Consider the following 17,461-nt stretch of genomic DNA (forward strand, 5'->3'; position numbering starts at 1 on the left):
GTGAGCACCTCCCCTTTGAGTTCGCTTTTCTGTTATTTAACAGCTTGCACCAGCCTTGGAGCAATTTCTTGCAAAGGCAGTATGTGCTGGACGCACTGTAATTCCACCGCAGATCGCGGCATTCCATATACGACACAAGTTTCTTCGCTTTCAGCAAAGGTTGAGGTTACCCCAGAGTCGTATAAGGATTTCATCATTCTTGCCCCGTCACTACCCATCCCTGTCATTAGTAACAAATGACGTTCTAACGATGTGAGCGGCAGCAATGATTCAAATAAAACATCCACAGAAGGTCGATGGCCATTACGCGCCTCCTCCTTTGTGAGTACAACCGCATATTGCCCTCTAGAGGATGGGACAACTTGTAAATGATAGCCTCCAGGTGCTATATAAGCAGTTCCTTTTTGCAATATCATCCCCTGCTCAGCTTCAATCACTTCTAGCGGGCTAAAGGTATTCAGTCGCTGGGCTAGTGATTTGGTAAAGTTAGGCGGCATATGCTGCACGATAACAATAGGCGCTGGAAAATCCGCAGGAATCTTCTCCAGAAATACCTTTAGAGCACGTGGTCCACCTGTAGAGCACCCCACGGCAACCAACTTTTGCAGATCATTACTCCCATACTTCCGGACCTGAGGATTTGCAGGAGCGTCAGAAGACACTTCCACTTTAGGTTTAGGCAACGGTTTTGGTGGGGTAGCGTTATTCTCTACTCTTGACCTTGCATTACTCTTTTCTGATAAAGGTGGTGGAGTAGAGATTAATGGTTTGGCTGCTCTTTTAGGAACAGTATGATCTAACGGCTGCTTCACCCGCGGTTTTTTGATCACTTCATTTTTGAGTGAAGCTTTAGGTTCTACCTTGGGTTTGCCGGGCATCACTCTCGGTACAGTTGGCGGTGCGACTTCTACTGGCGGTATGTCTGGCAACTTAAATGCAGAAGCACGTGCTTCGCGCTGCTCCCGGGCCATCATAGCCTCTTTCATTTGTTCCCTTAAGGATTCTCCCACTCCCATGATATCCTGAGAGTTGGTAATCGAAGGTTTACGAATAAAGTCAAAAGCGCCCCATTCCAGTGCAAGAATGGTTTCCTTCATACCCTCTTCATTGATCCCTGACAGCATAATCACTGGCAGAGGGTCTGAGGCCATTATTATTTTCAGCGCTTCCAGGCCGTTCATTTCTGGCATTTCTACATCCATAGTAACCAGATCTGGACGAAGCTCATTGATTTTTTCGATAGCCTCACGACCGTTTTTTGCTGTTGCCGTCACCTGAAAGTCAGCGTCATTTTCAATTAAATCGGAAATGATCTTGCGCATAAATGCCGAATCATCAACAACCAATACTTTATATGGCTTCATATCATTTCCACCTCTGTCCCAAATTCAGAACAACTATTTACTCCGCTTTAACCATTTATGGATAAAGCCTTTAATCCCTTGGACTTTTGTGGTCTTTTTAGAATCAATGGTCAAATAACTTAGAGCAAGCCGATGTATATCTTTTGCAGCAATACTGTTTGGAAAAGCCAATGTGAATGGCGTTTGCCTTTTGACAGCTTGCACTACATGGGCATCTGAGCTTATATGACCAAGATAAGAAATATCTAATTGCAAAAAACGACTGGCGGCCATTCGGATCTTATCGCTTGTCGCTATGGCTTCCCTTTCATCACCTGCCTGGTTCACAATCAATTTAAAGGAAGTCTCAGGATAGGAACGATTCACAACCTTCATTAATGCGTATGCATCTGTGATAGCTGTTGGTTCTGGTGTAGTAACCACTAGGCAATCGTCGGCAGAAGTTATAAACTTCATCGTTTCCTTAGATAATCCAGCACCAGTATCGAACAAAATATAATCCATGCTGTCCGCGATAAGTGTTATCTGATTTGTGAAATAATCAAGATCAGACTCTGAAAGCGTGAATAGCTCATCCATTCCAGAGCCACCTGCTATAAAAGGGAGCGAATTCGGACCGTATTGAATAATCTGCTCGATATCCGCTTCTCTTTTTAACAAATGATAAAGATTATATCTCGCCGATACGCCCATCAACACATCTATATTAGCCATGCCGATATCTGCATCGAACAGCAAAACCCGTTTGCCCATAGCCTTTAAAGTTAGAGCGAAGTTAAGTGTAAAATTCGACTTACCAACGCCCCCTTTACCACTACACACCGTAATGATCCTGGCGGATGATCCCCCTCTTACAGCTACTTTAGAATCCTGACTGGATACAAGCTGTCTTAAGGATTGTGCCTGATCCATCATGTTTCACCTGTTCCAAGAAGCAACTCACTCAGCTGTCCTTTGGTAGCCATAAGCAGGTCATCAGGAACATTTTGACCATCGGTCATATAAGACAAGGTAAGTGGGAAGTCATTCAGGACATTAAAGAGCGGGCCGTAACTCCCCGTCTCATCCAGCTTTGTGAAAATAACCTTATCCAGCCTATATCTGCCGAAATGCTCTGCAATAAGTTTCATATCACGGCTTTTCGAGGTCAAGCTAAGCACAAGATAAGTTTCACTTCTCAATTCCTTCGCAAGCAAGCTTTGCAGTTCGGCTACTAGCATATCATTACGATAATTTCGGCCAGCTGTATCCATTAATACTAGATCACAACTCTCCAAGCGAAAGAGTGCTCTTTGCAAATCTCCTGGCGATTGGACAACCTCCAATGGAACATTGAGAATAGCAGCGTAGGTTCGCAACTGTTCCACAGCTGAGATTCTATACGTATCGGAGGTGATAAAACCTACCTTGCGTCCGTGCTTAAATAGCTGTTCTGCCGCAAGCTTAGCTATGGTTGTGGTCTTTCCAACTCCAGTGGGTCCGGCAATATATACAATTTGAGTATCCCGGGCAATTCCATCAGCAATTCGTCCCGTCAGGAAACCATCAATCTGTTCTTTAAGAGATCCCATAAATTTCTCTGGTCCCCAAGTACGCCCTTCATCCACCCAACGTTCCGAGATGTTACTGATCCATTCCTCAACAAGCACAGCATCCATTTCTTGCTCTAATAAAAGATCCCGTAGCTCCTGCAGACTGTCTGGCAGTTCTCTTCCACCTGAGGATTGTCTGGCAATTCGCTCCATCCAGAGCTTCATATCTCTAATCTCACGAAGAACATCATTTTCGAGAGCAGTGGCAACCTCTGGCGATTGTTCTAATCCTAATGATTCATACAACGCTGATATAGAAGGTGCATCTTCCAGATTTAATTCAGGAAGTTTTTGCTCAGGTTCTGGCTCCGGATGCTTGGCTATCGATTCTTGTACATTGATAGCTTCCGATAAGGCTGCAGCAATCTCTGCAAACGTCCGTGACTCTTCTGGCTTTTCTAATGAAACAGAAGGTACGGAAGGTATAGAAGGTGTAGAAGGTGTAGTGGAAGCAGCTGAAGCTTTTTGATAAGCCTGTGGTACTGCACTCCGTGGAATGTTCATCGCTGGCGCAGCCGGCTTTTTTGGAACATTATTCTTCTCTGCCTTTTCTACTGCTGCTACAACTTCTATTTTTTTCTTCTTAAATAACCCTAAAAATCCGCCGATTTTGATTTCCTTTGTACTTAAAATGACGGCCTCGCTCCCAAGCTCGTTGCGAATGGAAAGCATGGCGTCAGGCATCGAATCGACCACGTAACGCTTCACTCTCATAAATTCACCACTCCGACGCTTTGTATTTCAATGTTAGGCTCTAGCTCGCTATAAGACAGTACAGGAATGTCCTGCATCGTTCGTTCAATCACCTGCCGCAAATACATACGAATGGTTGGTGATGTGAGCACTATTGGCTGTTGCCCTGTCTGCAGCAATCGATTAATCTGTTCACTTAACCGCTGATAGATCGTTTGTGTCGAAGTTGGATCTAGTGCCAAATAACTTCCCTGTTCAGATTGCTGCACACTCTCGGAAATTTTCTTTTCAAGATTAGGCCCCACCGTGATGACTTTCAGCGTCTCTCCTACTTGCGAGAATTGCTGGGTAATCTGTCTGGACAAGGACTGACGAACATATTCAGTGAGAATATCAGGATCCTTGGTGTATGTCCCATAATCCGCCAATGTCTCAAAAATCGTAACCAAATCTCTGATCGATATTTTTTCACGAAGCAGCTTAGCAAGAACCTTCTGCACATCCCCAATCGCCAATACGGAAGGAATAAGATCGTCGACGAGCACTGGATAATTATCCCTAAGGTTGTCCACCAGCATCTTAGTTTCTTGTCTTCCTATCAGCTCATGTCCATGACGTTTGATTAACTCCGTCAGATGTGTTGCGACAACAGATGGAGGGTCTACTACAGTATAGCCGGACAATTCAGCCCGCTCTTTAACCGATTCATCAATCCATAATGCTGGAAGCCCAAAGGATGGTTCGATGGTCTCAATACCGTTTATAGATTCATCATCATATCCTGGACTCATTGCAAGGTAATGATTAAGTAATAATTCACCACCGCCGACTGTATTTCCTTTAATTTTTATGACATATTCATTCGGTTTTAGTTGAATATTGTCGCGAATGCGAATAACAGGTACTACAAGACCCATTTCTAGGGCACATTGCCGTCGAATCATGATGATACGATCTAGCAGATCGCCTCCCTGACCTGTATCCGCCAAAGGAATAAGACCATAACCAAACTCGAATTCAATGGGATCAACTGACAACAAATTAATGACACTTTCCGGACTTCGTACCTCTTCAATCTGCTTCTCTTCAACAAGTTGCTCTTCGGCAATCTGTTTCTTATTTAAATTTTGTCCCATACGGTAGGCTGCAAAAGCCAGCAATCCGGCCAATGGGAGCGTTGTAATCATATGTATGGGTGTAAAGAGTCCAAGAAAAGCTACCGTAACTGCGACAATATACAACAATTTCGGATAGGACAACAACTGTCCTGTCAGCTCTTCTGCCAGATTACCTTCCGAAGAAGCTCTAGTAACAATCAAGCCGGCTGCTGTCGAAATAAGCAAAGCTGGAATTTGACTGACGAGACCGTCCCCGATGGTCAATACAGAATAAGTGGATAACGCAGTAGCAAAATCCATCCCGTGAACCATCATACCGATGATAAATCCACCGATCAGGTTGATCAGCAAGATGATAATACTCGCAATCGCGTCTCCTTTAACGAATTTACTTGCACCGTCCATGGCTCCGAAAAAATCCGCTTCGCGTTCTACGTTACGCCGGCGCTCACGTGCCTGGGTTTCGTTAATCATGCCTGCGTTAAGATCGGCATCAATACTCATTTGTTTACCGGGCATCGCATCCAAGGTAAATCTAGCGCCTACCTCAGCTACGCGCTCTGAACCTTTGGTAATAACAATAAACTGTACTACTACCAAAATCAGAAACACGATAAATCCAACCGCAATCTGTCCGCCAGCGATCCAGCTACCGAAAGTAGATACCACTGAACCGGCATCTCCGTAAGTCAGGATCAGTTTTGTAGTCGAGATGTTAAGTGACAGACGAAAAAGTGTGGTTACTAGGAGCAGTGAAGGAAAAATTGAAAATTCGAGTGCATTTTTCGTATTCATAGCAACCAGAATGATAATTAATGCGATTGAGATGTTAATAACAAGCAAAACGTCCAATAGCCAGGACGGGATAGGCAGAATCATCATAAGCACGATCCCGATGATGCCTAGCAAAACTGTTAAATCTTTAGCTTTCAATGTCCTAACCCCCCCGCCTTATCTCCTCTTACCTTTAAGCTTATATACATATGCCAGCACTTCAGCCACAGCCTGGAACAGATCATTTGGAACGACATCTCCAATCTCTGCCCTTTGGAATAATGCCCGTGCCAGCGGTTTGTTTTCCATAGTCACGACGCCGTGCTCTTTAGCCAGCTCCCGGATGCGAAGTGCTACATAATCCTGCCCTTTTGCTATAATCTGCGGTGCTTCCATCTTGGTACCGTCATATTTAAGCGCAACAGCAAAGTGCGTAGGATTCGTAATGATTACATCCGCATTTGGAACTTCCTGCATCATACGCTGCATGGCCATTCTACGTTGGCGTTCCCTGATCTTACCTTTGATTAGAGGGTCACCCTCCATTTTTTTGTATTCATCCTTGATATCCTGCTTGGACATTTTTAGGCTTTTTTCATGCTCGTATTTCTGATACATGTAGTCCAGAAAAGCCATAACCAATAGGGCAGCCCCGATTTTCAAACCAAGACTCATCGTCAGCTTGGCCGCAAATTTAAAAATCCCCTCCGCACTGATATGCGACAGGGATGCAAAGTTCTTCTTTTCTCCCCATAAAGTGCTATATACCAGATAAGCGATAATTAGAAGCTTAAATATGGATTTCAGGAACTCAACAAACGAACGCATGGAGAAAATATTTTTGAACCCTTTTATCGGATTAAGCTTGCTGAATTTAGGGGTGATCCCCTCTCCTGTGGTCATAAAGCCCACCTGCGCCAAATTGCTTACCAGCGCCATAACAAAAACTATTCCAAGTAATGGAGCTAGCAAAATCAGTATTTGTAGTCCATATTGATTAAATAGCAGCGTTATATTCTCAGGAGTAACCTCCATTGTCATTTGATTCTGAAATACGTCCATATATAGCTTCATGAAGCGCTCTTTCATAAAACCACCAAACATCATCAAGCTAACTATTGCTGATAACAATACAACTGCACCGGATAGCTCAGCACTTTTGGCTACTTGACCCTTCTTACGAGCATCTTGCCGTTTCTTCGGGGTTGCTTTTTCCGTCTTTTCACCGGCGAATTGTTGAAGATCCAGTCTATACCGCTTCGTCTTAGGCATAATACGCTCCCCTTACGGTCACCTACGGACTCTTCCCCATGAGACTCAATAAATTCTCCATGGATTCGAACATGATATCGAAGAGATTCTGAAACAGCACAGCCAGACCAGGCATCAGCACTAAAAGCAGTGCAAGACCTATAATGATTTTGAGCGGCACCCCAATAACAAATACATTATATTGCGGAGCCGTTCTCGCCAAGAAAGCAAGGCCAACATCAGTCAGAAACAGCGCAGTTACTAAAGGAGCCGACATTTGAAAAGCGAGTACAAAGGACTGCACAAATGTTCGAACCAGAAACTCTGATAAACTACCGTCAATCATGCCTAGAAATAAATCATTATTCATAGGAACCCATTTATAACTGTACACAATAGCATCTAGCAGATGGTGATGACCATTCATGCTCAGAAACATTAGCAGGGCAATCATATATTTGAAATTACCGATAACAGGTGCAGATGTTCCAGTCATAGGATCAATGACATTAGCAATACCGAATCCAATCTGAATATCTATAAACGAACCTGCTGTCTGAATCGCCATAAACATCAAATATCCAATGAAACCTAGCAATAAACCTATTAATACCTCTCTGGCAATCAGCAAAATATAACTGAAATCCTGCGGGATTGTAAGTCCTGTTCCGTTAGCACTAAAGACAACCAATGCTACAAAAAAAGAAATGCCAATCTTAAAGGTTGTCGGGACCCCTTGTGAAGAAAATACAGGAACGACAACAAAAAAAGCGGTTATTCGACAAAAAATAAGCAAAAAGACGGGTAAACTTTGCAGTATGGTCTCCATGTTCATTGTTTAACCAATATACATGTAGAGATTACCTAAAATTTGGCTTGTAAAGTCAATCAGCTTCGTGACGATCCACGGACCAAATAGCAATAAAGCCAGTAGCACTGCGACGATTTTGGGAACAAACGCTAGCGTCTGTTCCTGAATCTGTGTCGTAGCCTGAAAAATACTGATTATTAGTCCTACCACCAGACCAAGAATCAGCATGGGTGCGCTGACTTCCAGCACTAAATATACGGCTTGGCTTGCTAGCCCGATTATAAACTCCGTACTCATCCCTCATGCCTCCTCTTTAGGTCAGGTGTTAAAACTAAGAAGTAGTGATTTAATGACTAAGTACCAGCCGTCTACCAGTACAAAGAGCATTATTTTAAAAGGTAATGAAATCATAACCGGGGGAAGCATCATCATCCCCATGGCCATCAGTGTGCTCGCCACAACAATATCAATAATCAGGAATGGTATGAAAATTAAGAAGCCCATTGTAAAAGCCTTTTTCAATTCGCCAATTGCAAAAGCTGGCACCATCACCGTCAGTGGAATATCACTGTATGTAGCCGGTTTAGTAGATCCGGTATAACCGGTGTATTTCATAAATAACAGAAGATCTTTGGTGTTCGTCTGTTTAAACATAAATTCTTTCATCGGATCAGCAGCTTTGTCAAAAGCCTCAGTTTGGGAGATTGTCCCCTTCATATACGGCTGCAACGCATTTTCATTCACTGTGGCCAGCGTTGGTGACATAATGAACAGGGTCAGAAACAAAGCAAGTCCTACCAGCACCTGGTTCGGAGGCATATTCTGAGTACCCAGCGAGGTTCTCACAAAACCTAATACGATTACAATTCTAGTAAAGCTAGTCATAAGAACCAGAAACGCCGGAGCAATACTCAGAACCGTAACAAGAAGAAGAATTGATATGGAACTGGTACCACTGCTTGAACCTTCATTACCGACCTGAATATTAACATTAGGTATAGGATCAGCATGTATCGGCGTCATCATAACCACACTGATAATACCGAACAGCAGAATAGCAAGAATTAGCTTCTTTTTCATATATTCCTCGACTCATCCTTAGTAACATCATCCCGAAGCAGCTCTTCCATTTTCTCTTTGCGCTCTGGTGCAGAACGAAGCTTGGATTGCAGAGTCTCGTAAAAAGATGATGTTTCACTAAGTTCAATTTCCTGAGATGGAACCTCCCCACGCAGCTTTACCTTTACCTTGGCAATAAGCGGTGCGAGGAAATTATTCTGGTTAGAGGACTGATCCTCAAATGCCGCAATGATCAATGCTACCTCATCCGGATCGGTGACTTTATCCAAAATGGATATATTTTCACCAATCCCGATTAAGTAAAGACTGCTTCCCAGTTCGATAACCTGCATCGACTTATTAGGTCCAAGCCCTATTGCACCAAGCGTTCTTATAGAACGGTTGCTCATAAAGGTCTGATTACGTCGTCCAAGAAAACGAATCAGTACCACTATAAGTACAATGATTATCGCCAGGACAATAATAACTTTAAACAAATTCAGCAGGGTGTTACTGCTTCCGAGCGTTTCGGAATATAACATGACTTTATCCTACACGCCCAACGTTTTGTTAATAGCTTCGATAACCCGGTCAGCTTGGAAAGGCTTCACTATAAAGTCTTTAGCTCCTGCTTGGATTGCATCGATAACCATAGCCTGCTGGCCCATGGCTGAACACATAATAACCTTTGCAGCCGGATCTACTTTTTTGATTTCTTTCAGGGCGGCGATTCCGTCCATCTCAGGCATAGTAATATCCATCGTGATGAGGTCCGGACGCAGTTCCTTGAATTTTTCTATCGCTTGAGAACCGTCCTGAGCTTCGCCCACTACTTCAAATCCGTTTTTCGACAAAATGTCACGGATCATCATTCTCATAAATGCTGCATCGTCCACGATTAGAATTCGGTTAGCCATTTTTACAAAATCCTCCCTAAGTATGCTTATTGTAATTTCTGAATTCGGTCCCACTGGCTGACGATATCCGTAACGCGTACGCCAAAGTTTTCGTCGATAACAACGACTTCACCTTTGGCAATAAGCTTGTTGTTAACCAAAATATCTACAGGCTCACCTGCGAGCTTGTCCAGCTCAATAATTGAGCCTTGTGACATTTCTAAAATATCTTTGATCTGCTTCTGGGTCCTTCCTAATTCTACGGTTACTCTAAGCGGTATGTCCATCAATAAATTTAAATTATTTTCATCAATATGACCAAAGGCCCCACCATTCAGATTTGCAAATTGCACAGGCTGTACATTTACATTGCGATTTGCCTCAGAATTAAGCGGTGGTGTCTGTCCATATGGCATCCCTTGCGGTGGCATACCGTATGGTGGCATCCCAGGCATTCCATAAGCCGGCATACCCGCTGGAGGATAATAATACCCGCCTTCTGGCATCCCTGGATACGCTGGCATACCCTGCGGTGGATATGGTGGTTGCGTTCCTCCTGCGGGCTGTGAGGGCGCCTGTTGCACCGGAGGTGCTGGAGGTGGTGTCTCCGCAGAATTAGTCATAGCAGGTGTTTCAGCCATTGTAACCGCTGCCTCCTCCTCTGCCGGACTAACATCACCAAGAAGCATGGATACCATATCTTTTGCGAACTGAACAGGCAAGAGCTGCATAATAGTAGAATCTATTAAATCGCCAATTTTAAGCCGGAACGAAATACGAATTAGAGTTTCATCGTCTGGCAGACTGCCTACTCCTTCTCCGCTGGACATATTCAAAATGTCGATACCCGGAGGTGAGATATTAACAAAACGATTAAAAATCGTAGACATCGATGTAGCAGAAGAACCCATCATTTGATTCATAGCTTCTTGCACAGCACTAATATGAATCTCGTTCAACTCTTCATCCTTAGGTTCGCCGGCACCGCCAAGCATCAGATCGGCAATGACCTGCGCGTCCCTAATCTTAATAACAAGTGAGTTAATCCCTTGAAACCCATCCACATATTGAACGTGAACAGCTACATGCGGTTTAGGAAAAGCAATTTCAAACTCCCCGCGTGTAATGATCGAAACTTGAGGGGTTGTAATATCTACTTTTTTCCCTAGTAAAGTGGAAAGTGCTGTTGCTGCACTGCCAAACGTTATATTACCAATTTCGCCCAAAGCATCCTGTTCAAACGGTGTTAGATAGTCATCTACCGTTTTCTCCGTAGGAGCTAATGAGCCCTCCGCAGATTGTCTCAGAAGGGCGTCGATTTCTTCTTGGGATAAATAATCTTTACTCGTCAAATTCTTCAACTCCTTCATTGACAATTTCGTCTATTTGCACGGCTACCCGATCTTTAACCATTCCGGGACTTCCGATGAACTTAAGCTTCTCCCCTACCTTAATTGACAGTCCAGAATCTACGTTTCTGTTGAGAGAAATCACGTCACCGACGCTAAGCCCTAGGAATTCAGATATGGATAAGCTCGATTCTCCAAGTTCAGCAACAATCGGCAGCTTCGCTTTATGAACTCTAGCTCTAATGGCCAGTAGCTCATCTTCATCCCGCGTCTTCTTCTCTGTCACAAACCATTGGTGAACAGAAAGTCTGGACATGATAGGCTCTAGAACGACATGCGGTATACAAAGATTGATCATGCCTGTTGTATCTCCAATTTTGGTACTTAGAGAGATTAATGCAATGGTCTCATTGGGCGATACAATCTGCATGAACTGCGGGTTCGTCTCAAGAGCTTCCATCCGCGGATGAATATCCAGCACCGTTTTCCAAGCCTCCTGCAGACTCTCAAAACATCTACTAAAGATACGCTCCATAATCGTTGTTTCGATCTCAGTTAGAGCATTAATCTTAGAAGGTGCAGTTCCAAAGCCCCCAAGCAACCTGTCCAGCATAGCAAAAGCAATGTTTGGATGAACTTCCATTACCATGCGGCCCTCTAAAGGTTCAGCTTCAAAAATGTTCAATATCGTCATTTTCGGTATGGAGCGAATAAATTCATCATAAGGGAGCTGCTCTACTTGAACGACATTAATCTGAACGAAGGTGCGCAATTGGGCTGAAAAATACGTTGTAAGATAACGGGCGAAATTGTCATGTATCCGTGTAAGACTGCGGATATGATCTTTGGAAAAGCGGACAGCCCGTTTAAAGTCATAAGAGCGGATTTTCTTCTGAGTTTCTTCCTTTTTAAGTTCATCGGCGTCCATCTCACCTGAAGAAAGTGCAGCAAGTAGAGCATCAATTTCGTTTTGTGATAGTACATCAACCAATTCAATCACCCCCCCATCAAAGAATTATCAGGAATAAAGCTACACAGAAGCCAAAAGGAATTTGGTGATTTCGATCTGAGTAATTTGACCCTCAGTCAATGTCTTATTGATCAGATTAATAAGCTTACTGCTAAGCTGATCTTTTCCATTCGCTCCATTAAGGTCCTCAGGTTTGGTATCTGCAAGCGTCTTGATAATTATTGGTTTGATTTTGATCTCTTTTATTTTTTCGAATTCTTCCTTTGATTTCGCAGAACTCAGTTGGAAGGCGAAATCTACTTGAAGGATAAAATCGGGATCAGCAAGATTTGTTTTGATATCAATGATCTCTGCCGTCAATTCGACGATTTCATCTGCAGTTAAATGTTTTGTTTCCACATTTTGAACAGCAGCACTTACCTCGTTCGTATCTTTCGGAAAGATCCTGTCCATTAGTAAAAATGCGGCGACCACGATCAGAGTAATCGCTAGTAATATCGTGATGAGCCACGGCATCATCTTTTTCATGTTAGCTCCTCCATTGACTGGATTTTAATGGTGGCAGCATATGTGCCTATGTCCCTGTTATAATCCCGGATCTTCGTAATAACCTCATCGGCTTTTTCGAGAACGATCAGTCTTTTTCCGGTTACGAGCGTAATATATGTATCCGGGCTTTCTTCTACCATTTCGACCAGTAGGGCATTGATCCACATCGGTGTTCCATTTAATCTCGTTACCGATATCATAACAGGCCTCCTAACAAAATAGGGGGAGGAGTAACTCCCCCACGACTCCGCATGAACCATTTAAGAAAATATAGAATTTATTGATTAAATTAACGCTTCAGGTTTACTACTTCCTGCAGCACTTCATCAGAAGTTGTGATGATACGGGAATTCGCCTGGAATCCACGCTGTGATACGATCATTTCTGTAAATTCATTGGTAAGATCCACATTGGACATTTCCAGCTGTCCAGAGATGATTGCCCCGGTGCCATCTTCTGTATTGTTCGCTGTAGTCGGAACTAGTTCGCCTTCTGCATTCGCATTAAGTGTCATACGATACAGATTGCCTCCGATTTTCTCCAGACCAGATGGGTTAGTAACCTTGGCTACACCAATCTTCACCCCAGCTCCAGTCGTTCCATCTTCCATGGTCTGAACAATTGTTCCATCATTAGAGATAGAAAACGCCGTTACATCGTCACCTAATTGAATGAGCCCACCGTCGGAATCTAAAACATGAAGTCCGTCAGCGGTAACAAGATTACGCGCAGCGTCAATGTGGAAATCTCCGGCGCGGGTCAGAAACGCAGTTTCTTGATCCTCAGTAAGCTTAACCAGAAAAAAACCATCTCCATCGATACGTAAATCTGTTGGGTTGTTGGTGGTTTGAGCACTACCAGCCAAATGTAGGGTATCTATAGAAGCAATACTAACACCTAGTCCAACTTGTTTCGCATTTACCCCACCTTGACCATCCTCACCCGGTGCAGTAACACCAGAAACGGTTTGGCTCATAATATCCTTGAACATAACACGTCCGGATTTAAACCCGATAGTGTTTACGTTAGCAATATTATTACCGATTACATCAAGCTTAGTTTGAAAGCCTCTCATTCCTGAAACCCCTGAATACATTGATCTTAACATGTTTAATGTCCTCCCAGATTATAGAGTCCTAATAACTTTCCAAGTGAATTGGGACCGCGTCAGTCGGTCAGCGGCCGCCTCGGCTTTCCGTTAGGACCAGCCTATTATGAAATCACTATTGCACTATCGATTTGTGTAAATACATTATCTTTGATCGAGTTACCATCCATAGCAGTAACTACTGTGCGATTAGGAACGCTAACGATAAACGCCAAATCCTTCATTAATATCAAGGATTCTTTACTTCCCTTAGCAGCAGCTTTGTCCACAGCAGATGAAATTTGATCCAACTGACCGCTTCCAAGCTCTATCCCTCTTTGTTCTAGGCGCTTAGCAGCATGATTGCTGAATTTTAATAGTTTCTGTTGCAGTAAACTCTCAAAAGAAGCTTCCCCCGCCACAGACTGCTTAGGCAGCGAAGATCGTTGTAACGTTGTAGAATGCAGGGACGCAGGATACAGCTGGCCTATAGTAAGCCTGTCACTCATATGCTCGCCCCGCTTCCTCCGCTATTCTCCGGAGTATTACTATCTGTACCAGAACCGCTTTCTGGCGTTGCTGCGGCATTCTGAATTTGTGTAATATCGGTTAAAGCAATTCTGTCTTTTCCCACAACCGCATATTGAATACCATTGCTAACAACGATAGATTCAACATTACCTGTCTTAGGCAGCTTTGTGGCGGTGTCTGTCCAAGTAATATCTTTACCAATCAACCCGGATACAGATCCAAGGGACTGATTCATAGCATTAAGCTGAGTAGAGATATTCATCAATTGCTCCACGGATGTAAACTGGGCCATTTGCGCAATAAATTCTTTATCTTCCATCGGTTGCATCGGATCTTGATTTTGCAGCTGAGTAATCAAAATCTTCAAAAACTGATCCTTACCTAAAGTAGAATTACCCGTTGTCCGTGCACTAGAGTCGGGAGTTGTATAATTCCACTGATCTTTAGTAGAGACCGGAACTGTTGTCGCCATAACCACTCACCTCTCTTTCGTTTGTTATTAGAGTTAAGCCTTAGCAGAAAAAGATCCACCTTGGGACTGATCTTCTTGTCCCGCATTTGAAACCCAGTCCTTCCATTCACCATTCAGCTCTGCGGCAAGAACGGCATCACTGGCTTCCTCTCTGCTTTCTTTGGAACGTCTACCCTGCTGTCCACTTCCGGAATTAGGTTGGCGTCCTTCTTGCCCCCATTGCGAATTAAGTGGGGTATTATTTTGCGTAACTTCCAGCTTCTCCACTTGAAGACCCTGAGATTGCAATGCAGCGCGAAGCTGGTTCATTTGTTGCTCCAGCATATCTTTAGCACCGGTATGTTCAGTCATGAACTGGGCAACTAAATGACCATTTTGCATTGTGATCTTAACATCAACTTGTCCGAGATTTTCTGGAAAAAGGGATATAGTCGCTTCAGCGATCCCACCTTTTTGCACAATCTCTAATTTGCCTGTAATGAAACCTGTCATTTCTTGAGCAAATTGCTGAACCGGAACAGGCGCTGCTGGCATTTCAGCCTTCAGGGGTGCTGTAATTCCTCCGCGCAGAGATAACTGACCCGCAGTAACAACCTCATGATCCCCTTCGTTAGCTGTAATTCCTAGCGTGGAATCTAGAGTGGATTCTGTTGACTTCGTTTCCCCGGTTACACCTGTCTTGATTAACGGCGTGTTCGCAGTCTCTGCTTCAGCTTCTTGCACAGTTCCTGAGGTCACTGGCGAGCTGACAACCGTATCATTTCTCACTACAACAGCTTCTCCGGAACGATTGCTCACATTCTGAAGTGTTTTATCCGTTGGATTATTTTTGCTTTCAGTGATAGCGGGCTGTTCTACGGAAGAAACAGAAGCAGCATTCACATTGCTTGTCTTTCCCTTCCCTTTATTAGTGTTAGAGGAGGACTCTTCTAAAAGCGCTGTGAAATTATTCAATAAACTGATTCCCTTAGCTGCTACTTCCTCATTGCCACTCACTGCAGCTTCCTGAATCATAGAAACTAAACTTTGCAGGTCGTCTTGAACTGCAAATCTCAATGTATCAGCATTCTGTGCCAATGGGGACAAGCTTCCAGCCACTTCTGCTTCCGTTGTAGCAGTGCCATCTTCTGCGGCATGGCTTCCAGATAAAAGTGCAGATACCTGAAGAATCCAAGCCTGTAAGGCTACCAACAGAGCAGGATCACTACTGATACTTTCATCCAGCTTCTCAACATCAGCAGCAAGTTTTTCAAGGAGATCACCCTTCTGAGTGTCTTGCCCTGCTTGCTCTTCTCCAGTCGGCTGCACTTCCTTTAACAGGCCTTGCAGCAAAGAAGTTAGATTTCCCAATAGGGGTTCAGCTGGAGTCGACGAGTTGTTGGCATTGCCTCCCATGGTTTGTACCAGGGTTTGAGCAAATGGTGCAGCCGTCGTTGTTGTGCCCGTTGTAGTCGATGAACTCCCATTTACTGCAGTTGCGTTTGCACTCACAAGCGATTGAACGACTAAACTCATTTATTTTTCACCTCCTTTCCCTATCTATTTAGCACCCATCAGACGATTAACAATTTTCGCAGTTTGCGCGCTATCATTTTTAGTCATTTCTCCCAAAATAGATGAACGAACACTATCACTTACGGTATTCATAATCGTCACAACCTTATCAGGGCTAATCTTGTACATTTCTCCTAGTAACGATGCTGCATTAGCAGGAGTCATTGAACTGAAGGTCTGATTCAACTTTTCCTTATCCAAATTCTTACTGGTTGTTGCTGTTGCTGTTGTGCCGGCATCTTTCTTCAATCTAGATTGAAGGGCTGCGATCGCCATGTCACTCGAAGATGTGGTCTCTTTTAACTTAATCGTTACATCTGCAGCTTTTTGCGGATCCATTTTTTCCAAAATCGCAGTTTTACTCGCTTTACTCATGACACTGAAGATCTGCACCATTTCTTCTGTAGTTAAATTCTCCATGATCGGTGCAGCCTTTGAAGCTTTCATGCCCGCATACAGCTTAGCCAAATCAGAAACCTGTTTCTGATAAGGATCCTCAGCTTCTTCTGTGCTTGCCTCTGCGGTTTCAGCTTCCTTCTTCATTCCTTCAATCTGTGACTCTAGCGCCTGAACCTTGGTATCCTGGGCAGTTTTTTCATCTGTAACCTTCTTCAGGTTTTCTTCCTGCTGGGCGAGCTGAGCTTTAAGCTCCTTAATCGTTGTCGCTGAGCTCACTTCCTGCTTTTTGCTTTCTTCCTTCGGTTTAGAAGGATCTGCAGGCGGATCAGGAACCCATTTTTCCAGGATAGGAATTTTATTCGCAACTTCAAGTACATTATTACGAATGTCCATATTAAAAAGCGTCAACAGTACTCCAAGCAGTACTAGCGTGAATATAATCGGTATCATTAAGAATAAGAACCGCTCAAATTTCCCCGCTGACCCTTCATTTTCAAGTTCCATATCATTATCAATATTAGCCACTAGCGGAAACCTCCCGGGTTAGAGGGATTTCATCGCGAAGCGGACGGTTGCCATCTCATCCAGTTCGTTTTGTTCCCGTAAAATCATACTTTGCTGAAACAATGTCTCAGCCTTGTCTTTTGCCTTCAACCATACTTTTTCATCTAAAACCTTAGTGCTTAACTGATCTTGTTTCTTCTGGACTTCTTGATGTGCACGGCTAATGTCCGTATGCTTACGGGCAATGCATTTATCCAGATATTCCACATACTCCTGCATTTCACGAATCTTAACCATAGGTGTCTTTTGCTCTGCGGCATTTTGTAAGGATAGCATGATAGCACTCCGCTGAAAGATGAGTTCATCCAGGCTTCTTTCCTGTGCCTGCAATTCTCCAAGCGCGCTTGAGAGCATCCATTCTGCCTGTGTCTTCTCATTGCCCTTCAAGTCAACGACTTTTTGAAAAGTATAATGAAACCTCATAATAC

General features: G+C 43.6%; 20 protein-coding genes. All 20 read right to left on the bottom strand.

Features of this window, described 5'->3' with window-relative positions; genetic code table 11:
• Nucleotides 1-32: 32 nt before the first annotated feature.
• The gene (locus NSS82_RS20285; protein WP_076272328.1) at nt 33-1,364 is read right to left on the bottom strand and encodes a protein-glutamate methylesterase/protein-glutamine glutaminase; all 1,332 of its coding nucleotides are present in this window, start codon (nt 1,362-1,364) and stop codon (nt 33-35) included.
• Nucleotides 1,365-1,397: 33 nt separating this feature from the next.
• On the bottom strand, nt 1,398-2,279 hold the full coding sequence (locus tag NSS82_RS20290; protein WP_038571955.1) for a MinD/ParA family protein: 882 nt from the start codon (nt 2,277-2,279) through the stop codon (nt 1,398-1,400).
• On the bottom strand, nt 2,276-3,670 hold the full coding sequence (gene flhF, locus NSS82_RS20295) for a flagellar biosynthesis protein FlhF (protein WP_076272329.1): 1,395 nt from the start codon (nt 3,668-3,670) through the stop codon (nt 2,276-2,278). The genes NSS82_RS20290 and flhF overlap by 4 nt, the downstream gene beginning before the upstream one ends.
• Nucleotides 3,667-5,700, bottom strand: coding sequence for a flagellar biosynthesis protein FlhA (gene flhA / locus NSS82_RS20300; protein WP_036688509.1), 2,034 nt, complete (start codon nt 5,698-5,700; stop codon nt 3,667-3,669). The genes flhF and flhA overlap by 4 nt, the downstream gene beginning before the upstream one ends.
• Nucleotides 5,701-5,718: 18 nt before the next feature.
• Nucleotides 5,719-6,813: a flagellar biosynthesis protein FlhB gene (gene flhB / locus NSS82_RS20305; RefSeq protein WP_076272330.1), complete on the bottom strand. Its 1,095-nt coding sequence runs from the start codon at nt 6,811-6,813 to the stop codon at nt 5,719-5,721.
• Between the two features lie 22 nt (nt 6,814-6,835).
• The gene (fliR, locus tag NSS82_RS20310) at nt 6,836-7,621 is read right to left on the bottom strand and encodes a flagellar biosynthetic protein FliR (RefSeq protein WP_076220245.1); all 786 of its coding nucleotides are present in this window, start codon (nt 7,619-7,621) and stop codon (nt 6,836-6,838) included.
• Between the two features lie 9 nt (nt 7,622-7,630).
• Nucleotides 7,631-7,900 carry a flagellar biosynthesis protein FliQ gene (fliQ, locus tag NSS82_RS20315; protein WP_076220246.1) on the bottom strand — a complete coding sequence of 90 codons (270 nt, stop codon included), beginning with the start codon at nt 7,898-7,900 and terminating at the stop codon, nt 7,631-7,633.
• Nucleotides 7,901-7,921: 21 nt separating this feature from the next.
• A complete protein-coding gene (gene fliP / locus NSS82_RS20320) occupies nt 7,922-8,683 on the bottom strand; it encodes a flagellar type III secretion system pore protein FliP (protein WP_076272331.1) in 762 nt (253 codons plus the stop codon).
• Nucleotides 8,680-9,204: a flagellar biosynthetic protein FliO gene (locus NSS82_RS20325; RefSeq protein ID WP_036688521.1), complete on the bottom strand. Its 525-nt coding sequence runs from the start codon at nt 9,202-9,204 to the stop codon at nt 8,680-8,682. The genes fliP and NSS82_RS20325 overlap by 4 nt, the downstream gene beginning before the upstream one ends.
• A 9-nt stretch (nt 9,205-9,213) precedes the next feature.
• Entirely contained in the window at nt 9,214-9,579 is a 366-nt protein-coding gene (locus NSS82_RS20330) for a response regulator (RefSeq protein WP_036688523.1), read from the bottom strand.
• 26 nt (nt 9,580-9,605) lie between these two features.
• Complete coding sequence (fliY, locus tag NSS82_RS20335; protein WP_036688526.1) at nt 9,606-10,910, bottom strand: flagellar motor switch phosphatase FliY; 1,305 nt, start codon at nt 10,908-10,910, stop codon at nt 9,606-9,608.
• A complete protein-coding gene (fliM, locus tag NSS82_RS20340) occupies nt 10,900-11,898 on the bottom strand; it encodes a flagellar motor switch protein FliM (RefSeq protein WP_036688529.1) in 999 nt (332 codons plus the stop codon). The genes fliY and fliM overlap by 11 nt, the downstream gene beginning before the upstream one ends.
• Before the next feature lie 39 nt (nt 11,899-11,937).
• Nucleotides 11,938-12,405, bottom strand: a complete 468-nt coding sequence (locus NSS82_RS20345) for a flagellar basal body-associated FliL family protein (RefSeq protein WP_076100380.1) — start codon at nt 12,403-12,405, stop codon at nt 11,938-11,940.
• Nucleotides 12,402-12,626, bottom strand: a complete 225-nt coding sequence (locus NSS82_RS20350; protein WP_036688535.1) for a flagellar FlbD family protein — start codon at nt 12,624-12,626, stop codon at nt 12,402-12,404. The genes NSS82_RS20345 and NSS82_RS20350 overlap by 4 nt, the downstream gene beginning before the upstream one ends.
• 89 nt (nt 12,627-12,715) lie before the next feature.
• Nucleotides 12,716-13,534 carry a flagellar basal body rod protein FlgG gene (gene flgG / locus NSS82_RS20355; protein ID WP_076100379.1) on the bottom strand — a complete coding sequence of 273 codons (819 nt, stop codon included), beginning with the start codon at nt 13,532-13,534 and terminating at the stop codon, nt 12,716-12,718.
• 104 nt (nt 13,535-13,638) lie between these two features.
• Complete coding sequence (locus NSS82_RS20360) at nt 13,639-14,022, bottom strand: TIGR02530 family flagellar biosynthesis protein (RefSeq protein ID WP_036688541.1); 384 nt, start codon at nt 14,020-14,022, stop codon at nt 13,639-13,641.
• Nucleotides 14,019-14,516, bottom strand: a complete 498-nt coding sequence (locus NSS82_RS20365) for a flagellar hook capping FlgD N-terminal domain-containing protein (RefSeq protein ID WP_036688543.1) — start codon at nt 14,514-14,516, stop codon at nt 14,019-14,021. The genes NSS82_RS20360 and NSS82_RS20365 overlap by 4 nt, the downstream gene beginning before the upstream one ends.
• Before the next feature lie 33 nt (nt 14,517-14,549).
• A complete protein-coding gene (locus tag NSS82_RS20370; RefSeq protein WP_076272332.1) occupies nt 14,550-16,031 on the bottom strand; it encodes a flagellar hook-length control protein FliK in 1,482 nt (493 codons plus the stop codon).
• Nucleotides 16,032-16,055: 24 nt separating this feature from the next.
• The gene (locus NSS82_RS20375) at nt 16,056-16,973 is read right to left on the bottom strand and encodes a MotE family protein (RefSeq protein WP_076272348.1); all 918 of its coding nucleotides are present in this window, start codon (nt 16,971-16,973) and stop codon (nt 16,056-16,058) included.
• Between the two features lie 39 nt (nt 16,974-17,012).
• Nucleotides 17,013-17,456 (bottom strand): flagellar export protein FliJ, encoded by a 444-nt coding sequence (gene fliJ / locus NSS82_RS20380; RefSeq protein WP_038571963.1) that lies wholly within the window; start codon nt 17,454-17,456, stop codon nt 17,013-17,015.
• Between the last annotated feature and the right edge of the window lie 5 nt (nt 17,457-17,461).

Source organism: Paenibacillus sp. FSL H7-0735 (assembly GCF_038008505.1).
GTDB lineage: Bacteria > Bacillota > Bacilli > Paenibacillales > Paenibacillaceae > Paenibacillus_AQ > Paenibacillus_AQ odorifer.

What these genes read in the sequence shown, in the direction of transcription:
- NSS82_RS20285 (WP_076272328.1), bottom strand. Translation starts at nt 1,364, where the DNA reads ATGAAGCCATATAAAGTATTGGTTGTTGATGATTCGGCATTTATGCGC.
- NSS82_RS20290 (WP_038571955.1), bottom strand. Translation starts at nt 2,279, where the DNA reads ATGATGGATCAGGCACAATCCTTAAGACAGCTTGTATCCAGTCAGGAT.
- flhF (WP_076272329.1), bottom strand. Translation starts at nt 3,670, where the DNA reads ATGAGAGTGAAGCGTTACGTGGTCGATTCGATGCCTGACGCCATGCTT.
- flhB (WP_076272330.1), bottom strand. Translation starts at nt 6,813, where the DNA reads ATGCCTAAGACGAAGCGGTATAGACTGGATCTTCAACAATTCGCCGGT.
- fliR (WP_076220245.1), bottom strand. Translation starts at nt 7,621, where the DNA reads ATGGAGACCATACTGCAAAGTTTACCCGTCTTTTTGCTTATTTTTTGT.
- fliQ (WP_076220246.1), bottom strand. Translation starts at nt 7,900, where the DNA reads ATGAGTACGGAGTTTATAATCGGGCTAGCAAGCCAAGCCGTATATTTA.
- fliP (WP_076272331.1), bottom strand. Translation starts at nt 8,683, where the DNA reads ATGAAAAAGAAGCTAATTCTTGCTATTCTGCTGTTCGGTATTATCAGT.
- NSS82_RS20325 (WP_036688521.1), bottom strand. Translation starts at nt 9,204, where the DNA reads ATGTTATATTCCGAAACGCTCGGAAGCAGTAACACCCTGCTGAATTTG.
- NSS82_RS20330 (WP_036688523.1), bottom strand. Translation starts at nt 9,579, where the DNA reads ATGGCTAACCGAATTCTAATCGTGGACGATGCAGCATTTATGAGAATG.
- NSS82_RS20345 (WP_076100380.1), bottom strand. Translation starts at nt 12,405, where the DNA reads ATGAAAAAGATGATGCCGTGGCTCATCACGATATTACTAGCGATTACT.
- NSS82_RS20350 (WP_036688535.1), bottom strand. Translation starts at nt 12,626, where the DNA reads ATGATATCGGTAACGAGATTAAATGGAACACCGATGTGGATCAATGCC.
- flgG (WP_076100379.1), bottom strand. Translation starts at nt 13,534, where the DNA reads ATGTTAAGATCAATGTATTCAGGGGTTTCAGGAATGAGAGGCTTTCAA.
- NSS82_RS20360 (WP_036688541.1), bottom strand. Translation starts at nt 14,022, where the DNA reads ATGAGTGACAGGCTTACTATAGGCCAGCTGTATCCTGCGTCCCTGCAT.
- NSS82_RS20365 (WP_036688543.1), bottom strand. Translation starts at nt 14,516, where the DNA reads ATGGCGACAACAGTTCCGGTCTCTACTAAAGATCAGTGGAATTATACA.
- NSS82_RS20370 (WP_076272332.1), bottom strand. Translation starts at nt 16,031, where the DNA reads ATGAGTTTAGTCGTTCAATCGCTTGTGAGTGCAAACGCAACTGCAGTA.
- NSS82_RS20375 (WP_076272348.1), bottom strand. Translation starts at nt 16,973, where the DNA reads ATGGAACTTGAAAATGAAGGGTCAGCGGGGAAATTTGAGCGGTTCTTA.
- fliJ (WP_038571963.1), bottom strand. Translation starts at nt 17,456, where the DNA reads ATGAGGTTTCATTATACTTTTCAAAAAGTCGTTGACTTGAAGGGCAAT.